This is a genomic window from Halomonas piscis (assembly GCF_031886125.1).
GTDB classification, from domain to species: Bacteria; Pseudomonadota; Gammaproteobacteria; order Pseudomonadales; family Halomonadaceae; genus Vreelandella; species Vreelandella piscis.
Genome location: NZ_CP119391.1, coordinates 614,276 through 629,569, shown reverse-complemented (window position 1 = coordinate 629,569; position 15,294 = coordinate 614,276). Strand labels below are relative to the sequence as shown.

General features: G+C 63.8%; 15 protein-coding genes. 13 read left to right on the top strand and 2 right to left on the bottom strand.

Going from position 1 to position 15,294, the window contains the following annotated elements; all coding sequences use genetic code 11:
- Positions 1 to 54: 54 nt before the first annotated feature.
- Complete coding sequence (locus P1P91_RS02980) at positions 55 to 504, top strand: DUF4426 domain-containing protein (RefSeq protein WP_311884418.1); 450 nt, start codon at positions 55 to 57, stop codon at positions 502 to 504.
- On the opposite strand, the gene sfsA is transcribed toward P1P91_RS02980, so the two are convergent.
- Positions 501 to 1,259, bottom strand: coding sequence for a DNA/RNA nuclease SfsA (gene sfsA, locus P1P91_RS02975; RefSeq protein WP_311884417.1), 759 nt, complete (start codon positions 1,257 to 1,259; stop codon positions 501 to 503). The genes P1P91_RS02980 and sfsA overlap by 4 nt on opposite strands.
- Before the next feature lie 175 nt (positions 1,260 to 1,434).
- Between sfsA and dksA the strand changes: the two genes are divergently transcribed.
- The 10 genes from dksA to panD all read left to right on the top strand — a co-directional run bounded on the left by dksA (position 1,435) and on the right by panD (position 12,658).
- Positions 1,435 to 1,872 carry an RNA polymerase-binding protein DksA gene (gene dksA / locus P1P91_RS02970; RefSeq protein WP_311884416.1) on the top strand — a complete coding sequence of 146 codons (438 nt, stop codon included), beginning with the start codon at positions 1,435 to 1,437 and terminating at the stop codon, positions 1,870 to 1,872.
- Positions 1,873 to 1,959: 87 nt separating this feature from the next.
- On the top strand, positions 1,960 to 2,892 hold the full coding sequence (gluQRS, locus tag P1P91_RS02965; RefSeq protein ID WP_311884415.1) for a tRNA glutamyl-Q(34) synthetase GluQRS: 933 nt from the start codon (positions 1,960 to 1,962) through the stop codon (positions 2,890 to 2,892).
- Between the two features lie 2 nt (positions 2,893 to 2,894).
- Positions 2,895 to 3,071, top strand: coding sequence for a hypothetical protein (locus tag P1P91_RS02960; RefSeq protein ID WP_311884414.1), 177 nt, complete (start codon positions 2,895 to 2,897; stop codon positions 3,069 to 3,071).
- On the top strand, positions 3,061 to 5,997 hold the full coding sequence (locus tag P1P91_RS02955; protein WP_311884413.1) for an ATP-binding protein: 2,937 nt from the start codon (positions 3,061 to 3,063) through the stop codon (positions 5,995 to 5,997). The genes P1P91_RS02960 and P1P91_RS02955 overlap by 11 nt, the downstream gene beginning before the upstream one ends.
- Complete coding sequence (locus P1P91_RS02950; RefSeq protein WP_311884412.1) at positions 5,975 to 7,372, top strand: sigma-54-dependent transcriptional regulator; 1,398 nt, start codon at positions 5,975 to 5,977, stop codon at positions 7,370 to 7,372. Before P1P91_RS02955 ends, P1P91_RS02950 begins: the two co-directional genes overlap by 23 nt.
- A gap of 1,096 nt (positions 7,373 to 8,468) precedes the next feature.
- Entirely contained in the window at positions 8,469 to 9,803 is a 1,335-nt protein-coding gene (pcnB, locus tag P1P91_RS02945) for a polynucleotide adenylyltransferase PcnB (RefSeq protein ID WP_311884411.1), read from the top strand.
- A 6-nt stretch (positions 9,804 to 9,809) separates the two neighbouring features.
- Positions 9,810 to 10,298, top strand: coding sequence for a 2-amino-4-hydroxy-6-hydroxymethyldihydropteridine diphosphokinase (folK, locus tag P1P91_RS02940; protein WP_376717195.1), 489 nt, complete (start codon positions 9,810 to 9,812; stop codon positions 10,296 to 10,298).
- A 168-nt stretch (positions 10,299 to 10,466) separates the two neighbouring features.
- A complete protein-coding gene (panB, locus tag P1P91_RS02935; protein ID WP_311884410.1) occupies positions 10,467 to 11,258 on the top strand; it encodes a 3-methyl-2-oxobutanoate hydroxymethyltransferase in 792 nt (263 codons plus the stop codon).
- Positions 11,259 to 11,298: 40 nt separating this feature from the next.
- Entirely contained in the window at positions 11,299 to 12,150 is an 852-nt protein-coding gene (gene panC, locus P1P91_RS02930; RefSeq protein ID WP_311884409.1) for a pantoate--beta-alanine ligase, read from the top strand.
- Between the two features lie 127 nt (positions 12,151 to 12,277).
- A complete protein-coding gene (gene panD, locus P1P91_RS02925) occupies positions 12,278 to 12,658 on the top strand; it encodes an aspartate 1-decarboxylase (protein WP_311884408.1) in 381 nt (126 codons plus the stop codon).
- 70 nt (positions 12,659 to 12,728) lie between these two features.
- Here panD and P1P91_RS02920 read toward each other — a convergent pair whose 3' ends face one another.
- Complete coding sequence (locus P1P91_RS02920; protein WP_311884407.1) at positions 12,729 to 13,613, bottom strand: LysR family transcriptional regulator; 885 nt, start codon at positions 13,611 to 13,613, stop codon at positions 12,729 to 12,731.
- A 139-nt stretch (positions 13,614 to 13,752) separates the two neighbouring features.
- On the opposite strand from P1P91_RS02920, the gene P1P91_RS02915 reads away from it, so the two are divergent.
- Entirely contained in the window at positions 13,753 to 14,451 is a 699-nt protein-coding gene (locus tag P1P91_RS02915) for a CoA transferase subunit A (protein ID WP_311884405.1), read from the top strand.
- Between the two features lie 86 nt (positions 14,452 to 14,537).
- Positions 14,538 to 15,289 (top strand): IS5 family transposase gene (locus P1P91_RS02910; RefSeq protein WP_407650535.1). Its coding sequence is split into 2 segments (ribosomal slippage): positions 14,538 to 14,870 and positions 14,873 to 15,289, totalling 750 coding nucleotides; the frame shifts between segments, so codons are not numbered across the junction.
- The last annotated feature ends 5 nt before the right edge of the window (positions 15,290 to 15,294 follow it).

Below are 15,294 nucleotides of genomic sequence, written 5' to 3'. Positions count from 1 at the left end.
CCAGCAGCGAAGACAAGAGTCCCGAACGTTGCATTACCGAGGAGGAACGCTGTCATGGCGAAACGCTGGCTGATCCGCATCACGGCATGCCTGGCCCTGTGCCTGGTCGCTCTTGGCGTCTACGGCGAGCAGCAGCGCGCCGGCAACTACGTCATTCACTACAGCGCGGTTGACACTCGCTTTCTAACCCCGGAGGTCGCGCAGGACTACGGTATACAGCGCAGTGCCGGGCTGGGCCTGGTCAACGTCAGCGTTCGCGAATACCGCGATGACGGCGCCATCCGGCCGGTCAACGCCCAGGTCAAGGGCCAGGTAGGCCTGCTGGAAGAGGCGCCCGACACCCTGGACTTTCGCACCGTACGTGACGACGGCGCGGTCTACCAGCTGGCGACCTTCCGCCTGGAGCACGACGCCCCGATGCATTTTTCTCTCAAGGTTCGCGCCGACCGCAACGCCGAGCCCGAGACGGTGAGCTTCATTCAGCGCTTCTTCATCGAGCGCTAGAGCCGCACGTCCAGACGCCGCTCGAGCGCCACGGCCACCGGCACGCCCTCTGCTCGGCTGAAGCGCACGCCGTAGGCCAGCACCTCCACGCCGCTGGCAGCGGCCGCCGCCAGCGCTTCGGCGTAGGCAGGGTCGATGTGCGCCGCCGCGCCGACGCTGGCAATGCCCTCGTGCGCCACGCAAAACAGCAGCACCGCCCGCTGTCCTTCCCGTGCCAGGCGGGCCAGAGTACGCAGGTGCCGGGTGCCGCGCGCGCTCACCGCATCGGGAAAATACCCCAGGCCGTCGGCTTCCTTCAGCGTCACCTGTTTGACTTCGACGTAGGCCCGCCCCAGCGCCGGGTCGTCGAGCAGAAAGTCCAGCCGCGCATCGTCCACTTTGGCTTCCCGCTTCAAGCGGGCATAGCCGGCAAGCGGCTCGATCAAGCCGCTGCCGAGAGCCTGTTCGGCAATACGGTTGGCGCGGCCGGTGTTCACCGAAGCCGTGGCCACGCCCTCGCCTTCAGCGGGCAGCTCAATGAGCTCCCAGGTCCAGGCCAGCTTGCGCCTGGGGTTATCGTTTGGCTCAAGCCACACCCGGCAGCCGGGCTTGTTGACCGCGGTCATCGCTCCGGTGTTGGGGCAGTGAGCGACCACCTCCCGGCCGTCATCCAGCCGCACATCCGCCAGAAAACGCTTGTAGCGGCGTATCAGCGTGCCGGCCATCAGCGCCGGATAGCGCCACTCGCCGGGCTTCCCGGGCAAGGGGGTTGTCATGCTGTTCTCCTTTACGTATCGGGCTCAAACGCCCAGGCGCGCTATCCTGCCACGGTTTCCTGCCGGCATCATGCTTGCATTCCCCCGGATTTTGCGCTAAACAAGCATGCCTTTGGCGCGACATCATTGGATAGCCTAATGGTCGTTCAGCAGTCATTTACGTAAGGGGCACTCCATGCCAGTAGCGGACAACAATACGGAAGCTTCCAGGACTTTCACCCCGTACGAACCGGCGGCGGGGGAAGAATACATGAACGAGCAGCAGCTGGCGCACTTCCGCCAGCTCCTGCAGGACTGGAAACAGGAGCTCATGGAAGAGGTGGACCGTACCGTTCGCCACCTCCAGGAAGAGGCCAACAACTACGCCGATCCGGCCGACCGGGCCACCCAGGAAGAGGGCTTCAACCTGGAGCTTCGCACCCGGGATCGCGAGCGCAAGCTGCTCAAAAAGATCAATGAAACCATCGAGAAAATCGACGATGACGACTACGGCTTCTGCGAAGCCTGCGGCATCGAAATCGGTATTCGCCGCCTCGAGGCGCGGCCCACCGCCACGCTGTGCGTGGACTGCAAGACCCTGGACGAGCTCAAGGAAAAGCAACTCGGCAGCTAACACGCCACGCTCAAGGGCGGGCATCCGCGGGTGCCCGCCGGCGTTTCTCTCCCTCACCCAGGCAGCGGCGCTGTTATCATGGCCGCCATGACAACGTTTCCCCCACCCCCTGGCCCAGACGCCGGCTACCGCGGCCGCTTTGCGCCCACGCCGTCGGGCCCGCTGCACTTTGGCTCGCTGGTCGCGGCGCTGGGCAGCTACCTGGACGCCCGGGCGGCCGGCGGCGAATGGCAAGTACGCATAGAGGACATCGACCCGCCCCGCTGCCCGGCCGGGGCCGCCGATACCATCCTTGCCCAGCTCGATGCCTTCGGCCTTGAGTGGGACGGCGAGGTGCGGTGGCAGCATACCCGCCACGACGCCTACCAGGCCGCGCTTGAACGGCTGGCAGGGGCGGGGCTGGCTTACCCGTGCAGCTGTTCGCGCAAGCAGTGGCGCGACTACGCCGTTTACCCCGGCTGGTGTCGCCGCGGCGTTTGCCGCCCGGACGCCCCGGTGGCCTGGCGGCTGAGAAGCGACCTGGGCGAGCACCCGGCACGCTTCGACGATCGGCTGCTGGGCCCGCAGACCTTTGATCCGGCCACCCTTGGCGACGTGGTGCTCAAGCGCAAGGACGCGCTTTTTGCCTATCAGCTCGCCGTAGTTGTCGACGACGCCGACCAGGGCATGACCGACGTGGTGCGCGGCATGGATCTTTTGGACAACACTCCCTGGCAGCGCCAGCTCCAGCGGGCGCTTGGCTACCCGCACCCGCGCTACTTACACCTGCCGCTGGTGGTGGCGCCCAACGGTCAAAAGCTTTCCAAGCAGAACCTGGCGCCGGCGCTTGCCACCCGCCCGGACGGCATTCGCCGGCAGCTTCTAGCCGCTCTGGAAGCGCTGAATCAGGCGCCACCGGCTGCGCTGGCACAGGCGCCGGTGGCCGAGCAGCTGGCCTGGGCCACAGCACACTGGGCGCCGTCGAGGCTGGCCCACACATCCACGCGCCCGGCCCCGCAAGCCATGCCGAAGGAGAGCTAGCCGTGTACGTCTATCGCATCATGCTGTTTCTGGTATTCGGGGGCTATCTGCTCTCGCCGCTGTTGATGAGCGGCTGGGGCGACCCCGACGTTGTCTGGTACCGACCCTTTCTGATCTGGGGCGGACTGATTGCCCTGACCGTGTGGCTGGAACAGAAAAGGAAACTCGATGAGCGGTGAGTTGGCGACAATCACTCTGCTGGGACTTGGCTATCTCGCCCTGCTGTTTGGCTGCGCCGTCGCGGTGGAGCGCGGCTGGATTTCCTCCCGGCTGACCCGCCACCCGGCGGTGTATACGCTTGCGCTCGGCGTTTACACCAGCGCCTGGGCGGTCTACGGCAGCGTCGAGTTCGCCGCCGGCGCCGGATTTGGCTATCTGGCCTATTACCTGGGCGCGGCCGGTGCTTTCCTGCTCGCCCCGGTACTGCTGGTACCCATCCAGCGCATTACCCGCACCTATCAGCTGGCCTCGCTTGCCGACCTGTTCGCCTTTCGTTTCCGCACCCGCTGGGCGGGCACTCTGGTGACCCTGATCAGCACCTTTGCCGTGATGCCGCTGCTGGGCATTCAGGTCAAGGCCCTGAGCGAGGCTGTCAACGCCATGACCGGGAGCAAAGCAGGCAGCTCGGTGGCGCTGCTGTTTTGTCTGGTGACGGCCGCGTTTGCGGTGCTGTTCGGCGCCCGCTCGAGCCATCTTCTCACGCGCCACAATACCCTGCTGGCCACGATTGCCTTCGAGTCGCTGGTCAAGCTCGGAGCAATGCTGGCGCTGGGAGCGATAGCGCTGTGGGGTGTTTTCGACGGTCCCCACCAGCTGCAGCAGTGGCTTGCCAGCGGTGAGGGCCAGGCGCTGGTCGCGCAAACGCCCACCCTCGATCCGGCTCACTGGCGCACGCTGCTGCTGCTGTTCTTTACCGCCGCCTTCATGATGCCGCACATGTTTCACGTCACCTTCGCCGAAAGCCTGTCGCGCCATACGCTGCTGCAGGCCAGCTGGACGCTGCCGCTTTACCTTTTGCTGACGGCGCTGCCCGTGCCGCTGATCTGGTGGGCGGCGCAGCAGACGGCCGGCACGCCCATCAGCGCTACCGCCTATGCCGTCTATCTAGTGAGCGAATACCCCGGCGTCGGCGCGCTGGCCTTCATTGCCGGGCTGGCCGCGGCCAGCGGCACCATGATCATGATTGCGCTGGCGCTGTCGGGGATGATTCTCAATCACATCGTACTGGTGGCCCGCCCGCCCGAGGCCCGAGCGGATCTTTACGGCTGGCTGCGCTGGCTACGCCGCGGGCTGGTCGTCGCGGTAGTGGTCGGCGGCTGGCTGTTTCACGCTGGCGTCGGCCGCCACGACCTCATTACGCTGGGGCTCGCTGCCTTTGCCGGCATGGTGCAGTGCCTGCCCGGCATGCTGGCCCTTTTGTACTGGCCCGGCGCCAACCGCAAAGGGCTGGTCACCGGCCTGGCCGTCGGCAGCGTCATCTGGCTCTGGGGGCTTTGGCTGCCGCTTTTTGTGCCGCTGCCGGCGCTGTGGTCGCCGCTGCCCGGCGAGCCGGTGTGGTATCAGGTGACACTGATGTCACTTGCCGCCAATATCCTTGCGCTGATCGTCGTTTCGCTATTCAGCCGCACCTCCGAAGGCGAAAGCGCAGCGGCCGAAGCCTGCTCGGTAGACGCCGTCATCCGTTCCAAGCGCCTGCCGCTCCAGGCCGCCACGGTGGCCGACTTTACCGCCCAGCTGGCGGAAGCGCTGGGCGACGAAGCCGCCGACCGCGAAGTCAGCCGCGCGCTGTCAGCCCTCAATCTCACCTCTGAGGAATACCGCCCCTACGCCCTGCGCCGCCTGCGCGATCGCATTCAGGCCAACCTCTCGGGGCTGATGGGGCCGTCGGTGGCCCGGGATATTGTCGACCGCTACCTGCCCTATCGCCACGACGACGCTCCGGTTACCGACGACATTCACTTCGTCGAAAGCCGGCTTGAAGCCTATCGGTCGCGGCTGACCGGGCTTGCCCGAGAGCTGGACGGCCTGCGCCGCCACCACCGCCAGACGCTGACCAACCTGCCCGTGGGGCTTTGCCTGTTCGGCAACGATGACGAGATCGTCATGTGGAACCGAGCGCTCGCCAAGCTTTCCGGCATCAGCGGCGAAAGCGTCATCGGCGCTCACCGCGACAGCCTGCCCGAGCCCTGGCCGACGCTGATGCAAAACGCTCTGGAGAGTTCGAGCGTCACGCTTTACCAGCAGGCCGTGCGCCTTCACGAGCGCGACTATTTTCTCACCCTGAACAAGGCCACCCTGGACGGCGACGACAGCCACGGCGGCAGCGTGGTGCTGATTGAAGACCACACCGAAATGAAATGGCTCGAGGACGAGCTGGTCCACGCCGCCAGGCTTGCCTCCATTGGTCAGCTGGCCGCCGGCGTCGCCCACGAAATCGGCAATCCGGTCACCGCCATCTCGTCGCTTGCGCAAAACCTGCGCTACGACACCGACGACCCGGTCATGCTGGAAACCGCCGAGCACATTCAGACCCAGACCGAACGCATCACCCGCATCGTCAACTCGCTGGTGGAGTTTGCCCACGGCGGCCGTCAATCGGTAGCCCTGCCACGCTCCCCGGTCGAGCTTGCCCGCATCAGCGAAGAAGCCCTGCATTTGTTACACTTGGCGCGTACCGACGAAGCCGTCCGCTTCCACAGCGACTGCCCGGCAGACATTATCGTGCGCGGCGATGCCCAGCGGCTGATTCAGGTCATGCTCAACATCCTTGGCAACGCCCGGGACGCCTGCGCCCCGGACGGCACGGTCACCGTCAGCGCCGGAAACCAAGACGGCTACGCCTGGTGGTGCGCCACCGACAACGGCCACGGCATCTCCGACGCCGTACGCCACCGCCTGTTCGAGCCGTTCACCACCACCAAACCTGCCGGCGAAGGTACCGGGCTCGGGCTTTCGCTCGCCTATCAGATCGCAAGCGAGCACCAGGGCAACATTGAGGTTGCCTCGCCGCCCCCCGGCCAATCCCGCGGCACCGCCATCACCCTATGGCTACCGCTTTATCAACAGGACGAGCCGCCGCCCCATGCAACAGATTCTGATTGTTGAAGATGAAGCAATCATTCGCAGCGCGCTCAAGCGTCTGCTGGAACGCCACGGCTACGCCGTCAGCGAAGCGGAAAGCGCCGAAGAAGCCGACCGCCTGGACCCGCAGCGCTTCGACCTGGTGATCGCCGATCTGCGCCTGCCGGGGGAAGAAGGCACGGTGCTGATCGAGCGCGCCGCGCCGGTGCCGGTGCTGATCATGACCAGCTACGCCAGCATGCGCTCGGCCATCGACTCGCTCAAGCAGGGCGCGGTGGACTACATCGCCAAGCCGTTCGACCACGGCGAACTGGTGGAGACCGTTTCGCGCATCCTCCACCAGCAGGCCATGCGCCAGGGCGAGCCGCCGGAAATCACCGACGAAGGCGGCGACCAGCAGATCATGATCGGCGACTGCGACGCCATGCAGCAGGTCTATACCCGCATTCGCAAGACCGCCCCGGCCGACGTCACCGTGCTGATTCTGGGCGAGTCAGGCACCGGCAAGGAGCTGGTGGCCCGCGCCTTGCACCAGCAGAGCAAGCGCGCCGCGGCCTCGCTGGTGTCGGTCAACTGCGCCGCGATCCCCGAAACGCTGATCGAATCCGAGCTGTTCGGCCACGAAAAGGGGGCCTTTACCGGCGCCAGCGCCTCGCGCACCGGCCTGGTCGAAGCCGCCGACGGCGGCACTCTGTTTCTGGATGAAATCGGCGAGCTGCCGCTGGACGCCCAGGCACGGCTGCTGCGCGTGCTGCAGGAAGGCGAAATCCGCAAGATCGGCTCGGTGGAAACCCGCCACGTCGACGTGCGCCTGATCGCCGCCACCCACCGCGACCTGGCGGCGCTGTCCAAAAGCGGCGAGTTTCGCCTGGACCTTTACTACCGGCTCAACGTCATGCAGATCGATCTTCCGCCCCTGCGCGAGCGCGACGACGACGTCCTGGCGATCGCCGATATCCTGCTCGACAAGGCGCTCAAGCGTCACGGCCGCGAAGGCCTGCGCCTGTCCCGGGCGGCGCGCCAGGACCTGCGCGACTACCCCTGGCCGGGTAACGTGCGCGAGCTGGAAAACGCCCTGGAGCGCGGCGTCATCCTTGCCGAAGGCCACCTGATCCACCCCGACGACCTGGGGCTGGCGCCCGCCGCCACACGCCCTCAGCCCGCATCGGTCACGCCGCCACAAGCGCCAGCCGACGAGGCGCCGGCCGAGCCCCCTCCCGGCGGCACCGCCGAAGGCGTATCGCTGGAAGACTATTTTCAACACTTCGTGCTCGAGCACCAGGACCACATGAGCGAAACCGAGCTGGCCCAAAAGCTCGGCATCAGCCGCAAGAATCTCTGGGAGCGCCGCCAGCGGCTGGGCATACCGCGCAAGAAAAATGCTCGTCGCTCCTCCTAGACTCGCTTCCTGACGGCCTCAGCCTGGACATTCGAGCGCTTGACCCTCCCGCTTTATACCGGCGAGGCCCGCCGCCTTCGACGAATGTCCCATTGGCCGGCAACCTTCTCCCTGTTCTCGCACCGGCGCCCCCGGCCCTACTGTTACCCCAGCACACAGAAGCCTCGTGCGCCCCCTTTCAAGGCGGTAACACACGGCGGTAGCGCTTGTTCCTTTTTCTCTTAATTATCGCGTAAGTATTTGATAAATATAGAGATGACAAAAACTGGCACGCGACATGCAACGTATAGGGTAAGAAAAATAAACCAACACACTGGGCCAGGCGACCAAGCGCTTAACCGCAGCGCCAACAACAACAATGCGATCGCCGCCTTCGCTTCTGCCCTGAACAACAACAACACGGCAGAACACGCAAAAAGCAAAAATAAAGAGAGGGACCCGCACAACAACAACAACGGGGACTTTCTCGCCTTGCCTTCGGCACCGCCAACAATAACAACAGGTGCCGCTATGCAAGCGCCCGGTAGGAGGACGCGAAGCACGCGACGGCCAGCGGCAAAAACACAACAAAGCAGCCAACAACAACAAGAAAGACAGCGGCCATCAGCGTGGCCCCGGCAACAATAACAACAGCCGGGAGACGACATTCGCGATTGGATTATTGCATTGAATACGAGGCGGTCGGGATATACCGTGACCCTCACGCCTGCCGACTGCGGTGCGTATTCAGGGCGATGCGCCAATACGAAGAAAAACCGCCGAAAAAAATAACGGCAAGGACGCCAACGCATCCATCTCCAAGGGGAGCCCACCGGGTTCCCCTTTTTTATTGCCCCTTGCAGAGCTGTTGACGGTGCCACAAAGGTGCTTGAGCTAACGGCACTGGCCCTGGGCGTGGGCGCCAATGCTTTGCAAGACCCCGAGCGTCGGCTACACTCAAGCGTTTGTTAGGCCATGTCTTGTACTCTGCGAGACGAAACCGCCGCCCATGCACGAGGCGACTGCCAGGCGGTCGTGCCCAAGGGTCGCGCTGCCAGAACGTTGCCAGCTCCCTGTTTCAAGAACGTATTACGCTATTTTAATTCCCGGAGACCATTTGAAATCCCGCCACGATGAAGACGGCAAGCCCAGCCTGCCGGCCCCCCGTATCATTCCGCGCGCAGAGCACCCCATCTCGCGCCAGCACATCAGCGACGCCGCGCTGAAAGTTCTCTACCGACTCGACGGTGCAGGCTTTGAAGCGTACCTCGTCGGCGGCTGCATTCGCGATGCCATGCTGGGCAAGATGCCCAAGGACTTCGACGTGGCCACCAGCGCCACGCCGGAGCAGGTGCGCGATCTTTTCCGCAACTCGCGGCTGATCGGGCGGCGCTTTCGCATCGTGCACGTGCGTTTCGGTCGCGAAATCATCGAGGTCACCACCTTTCGCGGTCAGCCCCAGGACGAACACGCCGACCATATTGCCCGCCAGTCCGATGCCGGACTGCTGCTGCGCGACAACGTCTGGGGCAGCATCGAAGAGGACGCGCTGCGGCGCGATTTTACCGTCAACGCCCTGTACTACAGCATTGCCGATTTCAGCCTGCACGACTTTGCCGACGGCGTGCACGATATCGAAACGCGTACGCTGCGCCTGATCGGCGACCCGGAAACCCGCTACCGCGAAGACCCGGTGCGCATGCTGCGCGCGGTGCGCTTTGCCGCCAAGCTGGACTTTCTGCTGGACGAAGCCAGCGAAACGCCGATTTATGAGCTGGCGCCGCTGCTGCTGCAAATTCCGCCGGCGCGGCTGTTCGACGAAGTGCTCAAGCTGTTCATGGCCGGCCACGGGCTGATGACGTTCCGCCTGCTCAGCCACTACGATCTGTTCGGCATGCTGTTCCCCGAAGCCGAAGAGGCCATGGCCGACGTCGACTGGGCCGAAGAGCTGATCGAAGCGGCGCTTGCCAATACCGATCGCCGCATGGCCGAAGGTCGCCCGGTCACGCCGGCCTTTCTGCTGGCGGCGTTTCTCTGGCCGGCGGTGGTTCAGCGCAAAGCGGCCCTGGAACAGGAAGGTATGCCCGGCGTTCCGGCCACGCACACCGCCGCTCAGCAGGTCGTTTCGCGCCAGCTGCAGCACGTCTCGATTCCCAAGCGTTTCGGCATGCCCATGCGCGATATCTGGGATCTCCAGGAGCGCCTGACCAGGCGCCAGGGCAAACGCGCCTTCCAGACCCGCGAGCACCCGCGCTTCCGCGCCGCCTACGATTTGCTGCTGCTGCGCGAGCAGGCCGGCGAAATCCCCAGCGGGCTGGGCGAGTGGTGGACGGCCTTCCAGCAGGGTGACGAGCACGAGCAGCGCCGCTTGCTGAGCAAGGTCGGCAGCGACCCGGCAAGCCAGGGCAAACGCCGCAAGCGTCGCCGCAAACCTCGCAAAAAGACGGAGTAGACGACATTGCCCGGCCTGCGCACCTCGCTTGCCTACATCGGCCTGGGGAGCAACCTGGCAACCCCCCGCCGCCAGGTGGCCACTGCCCTTGACGAGCTCGACACGCTGCCGCTGTGCCGCGTGACCGCCGCCTCCCGGCTCTATGCCAGCCGCCCGGTGGGCCCTCAGGACCAGCCCGATTTCGTCAATGCCGTCGCCGCCCTGGAAACAGCGCTTTCGCCGCTGGCCCTGCTCGACCAGCTCCAGGCGCTGGAGCAGCGCCACCGCCGCCGACGCGAGCGCCGCTGGGGGCCACGCACCCTGGATCTCGACATCCTCCTCTTCGACGCCACCACCGTTGTCCGTCCGCGGCTCAAGGTACCGCACCCCGAGATGCACCGGCGCGCCTTCGTGCTGCGTCCGCTGCGGGAGATCGATCCGCACCTGACGCTTCACGGCCAGCCGCTCGGCCGCTGGCTGGACGGTCTCGATGACGACGTCACGCCGCTGAGTTGACCCGCGGCCACGGTGACTGCTTCCCGGTTTTTGCTACCGTTCGCCACACCTCTCGACACCGGTAGCGTACATGGGTAACAATTAGCGCCCGTATTCCATGCGTTCAAGCCCTTTTAATACCGCTACGGGCGCCGGCTATCCGGCTTCACCAATCATCGAGAGCTCGCCATGAAAACCGTCACCCTGAACACCCTGCGCGCGCACAAACGCAGCGGCGAAACGTTCAGCTGCCTGACCGCCTACGACGCCTCTTTCGCCCATGCGGCAAACCAGGCCGGCATTGAAGTTCTGCTGGTGGGCGACTCGCTGGGCATGGTGCTGCAGGGGCACGCAAGCACCCTGCCGGTAACACTTGCCGACATCTGCTACCACACCCGGGCCGCCGCCGCCGGTAAAGGGGCCAGCCTGCTGATGGCCGACCTGCCGTTCATGAGCAACGCCACGGTGGAGCGCACCCTGGAAGACGCCGCCGCGCTGATGCGCGCCGGCGCGGAAATGGTCAAGGTAGAGGGCGAGGCGTGGATGGCCGACGGCGTGCGCGAAATGAGTCGCCGCGGCATACCGGTCTGCGCCCACCTGGGGTTGACGCCGCAGACCGTCCACCAGCTGGGCGGCTACAGGGTGCAGGGCCGGGAGGCCGCCCATGCCGAGCGCATTATCGAAGACGCCCGCACCCTGGTGGATGCCGGCGCCTCGATCATCCTGCTGGAGTGCGTGCCCGCGACCCTCGGCCGCGCCGTTACCGAGGCGCTGGACGTCCCGGTCATCGGCATCGGCGCGGGGCCGGATACCGACGGCCAGATACTGGTCATGCACGACGTTCTGGGCATCAGCACCGGGCACACGCCACGCTTTGTGAAAAACTACATGGCCGAAGCCTCGAGCATTCAGGACGCCTTTGCCCGCTATCACGACGAAGTCAAACAGCGCACCTTCCCCACCGACGCCCATAGTTTTTGAGGCCGGGCTGAGCCCTGCCTTCTCGCACACGGTTTTGACTATGCATACCCTGCAAACCGCCGAGGCCCTTAACGACGCCTTGGCCGAGCCGCGCCGGCGCGGTCAACGTATTGCCCTGGTGCCGACCATGGGCAATCTGCACGCCGGCCATCTGGCGCTTTTTCACCACGCGCGCCGGCGTGCCGACGTGGTCGTCGCCAGCCTGTTCGTCAATCCGCTGCAGTTCGGCCCCGGCGAAGACCTTGACGCCTACCCGCGCACCTTTGCCGACGATCAGGCAGCGCTGGAAAAGGCGGACTGCGACGTGCTGTTTGCCCCCGACACCGCGACGCTCTACCCTCAAGGGCTGGAAAATGCCACCCGAATTCACGTGCCCGGCGTCAGCGAAGGCCTTTGCGGCGACTCGCGCCCCGGCCACTTCGACGGCGTGGCAACGGTAGTGGCCATGCTGCTCAACCTGGTCGCTCCCGGGCTTGCCTGCTTCGGCGAGAAGGACTATCAGCAGTTGGCGGTGATCCGCCAGATGGTGGCCGACCTGCATCTGCCCGTGGAAATTGACGGCGTGCCCATCGTGCGCGCCGACGACGGCCTGGCGCTGTCTTCGCGCAACGGCTATCTGAGCGATGCCGAGCGCGCCAAAGCGCCGGCGCTTTACCACACCCTGTGCGCCATGCGCGACCGGCTCGCCGCCGGCGAAGATCAGGATACCGTGCTGGTCCACGGCCATCAGGCGCTGCAGGAAGCCGGCTTTACGCCGGATTACCTGGCGCTGCGCGACCGCCAGCTGAATCCGGTGACGGCGCGCACTCGCCAGGCAGTACTGCTGGCCGCCGCCCATCTGGGTGCGGCCCGCCTGATCGACAACCTCAGCCTGGAGCTCCCGGCTTCCTAGACCGCGCCTTCCCCCTGGCGCGACTCGTCGGCTTTTCTGCCGACGCAGCCATTGTTTACACTGGCTTTTTGCTTACTCTAGAAGGCTTTTCGCCCCGGGGCCTTGCCCCGCTTCAAAGGATATTGCCATGCACACTGTCATGCTCAAGGCCAAACTGCACATGGCCCGCGTTACCCACGCCGTACTCCATTATGAAGGCTCCTGCGCCATCGACGGCGAGCTCCTGGACATGGCGGGGATCCGCGAAAATGAACAGGTGCAGATCTACAACGTGGCCACCGGCGCGCGCTTCACCACCTACGCCATTCGCGGCGAAGCGGGCTCGAAGATGATTTCCATCAACGGCGCCGCGGCTCACCACGGTAGTCCCGGACACCGTGTCATCATCTGCAGCTACGCCCACTACGAGGAAAGCGAGCTGGACGCGCACCGGCCGGCTCTGGTCTATCTGACCGAGGGCAACGAAGTCAGCCACACCAGCAACGCTATCCCCGTGCAGCTGAGCTAATGCGGGTGCAAGCCGAAGCTTGAAACGGCCCGTGCGAAACCGGGCGTATTTCGCCACCCGAGCCCGGAGCTTAAAACCAGCGTTCTTCACGCAGCGTCTCAAAAAGCGCTCGCGCAGCCACTGATAGCTCATGGCCGGGCTGTTGAAGTACGCCGATCGGACGCTCGACCGCGGGATCACGTAGCGGTAGGCAACGCCCTCCCAGGGCTTCCATCTGAGTCATGCAGAACGATGGAACAACGCTGACTCCCAACCCGCTGGCAACCATACGCGCCACGGTTGTCAGCTGATGGCTTTCCAGCTCGACGGGCAGAGGCCGGTTGAGAGCCATCAGGGCATCCTCAAGCATATAGCGCACGGCTGACGGGCGCTGAAGGGCGATGAATGGCTCTTCCAGCAGCTGCTCCCAGCGCACATGGCGAGCCGTCGCCAAAGGCGAATCACCGGGGACAACCGCCATAAAGCGATCGGTATAGAGGGGGGTAAAATGAAGGCCTGAGACCGCATGAGGCTCAAACGCCAGCCCCAACTCCACCTCTCCCACCTGAACCATGTCAGTGACCTGCTCGTTGATCACATCCTGGATCTTGACGCTGATACCCGGGTGATTTGTGCGAAATGCCTTGAGAATGGACGGCAGCACATTGCCGGCAAATGACGGTATCGCTGCCACCGTCACCCGCCCGCGATCCAGACGGAAACGCTGCTGCAGTTCATTCTGCGCATTGTCCCAATCAGCGATCAAGCGGCGCGCTAGCGGGAGCAGCGCTTCACCTTCCGGAGTCAGCCGAACGCTTCGCGTCGTTCGGCTGAATAACGGCCCTCCCAGCTTTTCCTCCAGCGATTTTATTGCCAGGCTCAGCGCCGGCTGCGACAGATGCAGCCGCTCACAGGCCTGCACAAAGCTCAGCGTTTGAGCCACCGCCAGAAATGCTCGGATCTGCTTCACGGTCATCTCGCCCTCCACTTCTTGATATTATTTATTTAGGCAATAGATTAATCAATCGTAAAAACAAACTTAACAAATAAATGGAGCCGCATGAGAATCGGATGACCAACCCCACAAGAAACTAGCGACATGAGGAGGCGACTCCATGGCCGGATTCGATAAACGCGTAAACAGTTACCCCGAAGCGCTGGCCGGGCTTGAAGATGGCATGACGCTCCTGGCCGGTGGTTTCGGACTTTGCGGTATTCCGGAAAACCTGATTGCAGAGGTCAAGAGTCGCGGCGTCCGCAACCTGACGGCGGTGTCCAATAATTGCGGCGTGGACGGCTTCGGCCTGGGGCTGCTACTGGAAGATCGCCAGATCCGCAAGATACTGGCTTCCTACGTCGGCGAAAACGCCCTGTTTGAAAAACAGATGCTGGAGGGGGACCTGGAAGTCGAACTCACCCCTCAGGGCAACCTGGCAGAGCGCATGCGCGCCGGCGGCGCCGGCATCCCCGCTTTTTACACCGCTACCGGCTATGGCACCCCCGTTGCCGAAGGCAAGGAAGTCCGCATCTTTGGCGACCGCCACTATGTTCTCGAAGAAGCCATCATCGGGGACTTCGCCATCGTCAAGGGCTGGAAGGCCGATACCTACGGCAACGTGATCTATCGCAAGACGGCGCGGAATTTCAACCCGCTGGTGGCGATGGCCGGAAAAATTACCGTGGTCGAAGTCGAGGAAATTGTTGAGCCGGGCATGCTTGATCCCGATGAGATTCAGACGCCAGGTATCTATGTGGACCGCCTGATCCAGGGTGCTTTCGAAAAGCGGATCGAAAAACGCACGGTCAGTGCATAACAGAAAATCGATGGCTGAAACTAGGGTGTGTTAACAATCATTAGTTTCGTTTAAACTGATTTAGTATTCATAGATTTTGGTGGGCCATGAGTCGGTTGAAGTTACGCGATGATCAGTGGGAGCGAATCGAGCACCTGCTCCCCGGCAAAGCCTCAGACTGTGGGGTAACTGCCAAGGACAATCGCCTGTTCGTGGAAGCCGTGCTCTGGATCGCTCGGACCGGCGCCCCGTGGCGTGATCTTCCCGAATCTTTTGGGCGCTGGCACACCGTCTACATGCGGTATAACCGTTGGTCACGAAAGGGCGTTTGGCAGCGTATTTTTGACACAGTAGCCGACGATCCCGATCTAGAGCAGCTGATGATCGACGGTAGCATCGTCAGGGTGCACCAGCATGGAGCGTCAAAAAAAACACGCAAGACGTCGAAGCCATGGGCAAATCTCGAGGCGGATTGAGCACCAAAATTCATGCCGCAGTCGATGCGTTAGGTAACCCAGTACGATTGGTTCTCACACCGGGCCAGGCGTCGGAGTATGGTGCTGCTCCCGCTCTACTGGAAGGTTTTTCCCCGCAAGCGGTGCTGGGCGACAAGGGGTATGACTCCACTGCTCTGCGGGACATGATTCAGGCCGCAGGTGCCGAGCCGGTGATTCCTCCGAAAAAGAATCGTTTGGCGCGCATTGAAGTAGACTGGCACTGTTACCAAGATCGCAATCTGGTGGAGAGGTTCTTTCAGAAAATCAAGAAGTTCCGGCGGTTATCTACACGCTATGAGCGACTGGCAAGAAACTACCAGTCACTCCTCTGCCTCGTGTCAGCCGCCATATGGCTGGCCTAATTGTT

Bases quoted from the DNA above. Each gene is read 5' to 3' on its own strand.
- P1P91_RS02980 (WP_311884418.1), top strand. From the start codon at position 55: ATGGCGAAACGCTGGCTGATCCGCATCACGGCATGCCTGGCCCTGTGC.
- sfsA (WP_311884417.1), bottom strand. From the start codon at position 1,259: ATGACAACCCCCTTGCCCGGGAAGCCCGGCGAGTGGCGCTATCCGGCG.
- dksA (WP_311884416.1), top strand. From the start codon at position 1,435: ATGCCAGTAGCGGACAACAATACGGAAGCTTCCAGGACTTTCACCCCG.
- gluQRS (WP_311884415.1), top strand. From the start codon at position 1,960: ATGACAACGTTTCCCCCACCCCCTGGCCCAGACGCCGGCTACCGCGGC.
- P1P91_RS02955 (WP_311884413.1), top strand. From the start codon at position 3,061: ATGAGCGGTGAGTTGGCGACAATCACTCTGCTGGGACTTGGCTATCTC.
- P1P91_RS02950 (WP_311884412.1), top strand. From the start codon at position 5,975: ATGCAACAGATTCTGATTGTTGAAGATGAAGCAATCATTCGCAGCGCG.
- panB (WP_311884410.1), top strand. From the start codon at position 10,467: ATGAAAACCGTCACCCTGAACACCCTGCGCGCGCACAAACGCAGCGGC.
- panC (WP_311884409.1), top strand. From the start codon at position 11,299: ATGCATACCCTGCAAACCGCCGAGGCCCTTAACGACGCCTTGGCCGAG.
- panD (WP_311884408.1), top strand. From the start codon at position 12,278: ATGCACACTGTCATGCTCAAGGCCAAACTGCACATGGCCCGCGTTACC.
- P1P91_RS02920 (WP_311884407.1), bottom strand. From the start codon at position 13,613: ATGACCGTGAAGCAGATCCGAGCATTTCTGGCGGTGGCTCAAACGCTG.
- P1P91_RS02915 (WP_311884405.1), top strand. From the start codon at position 13,753: ATGGCCGGATTCGATAAACGCGTAAACAGTTACCCCGAAGCGCTGGCC.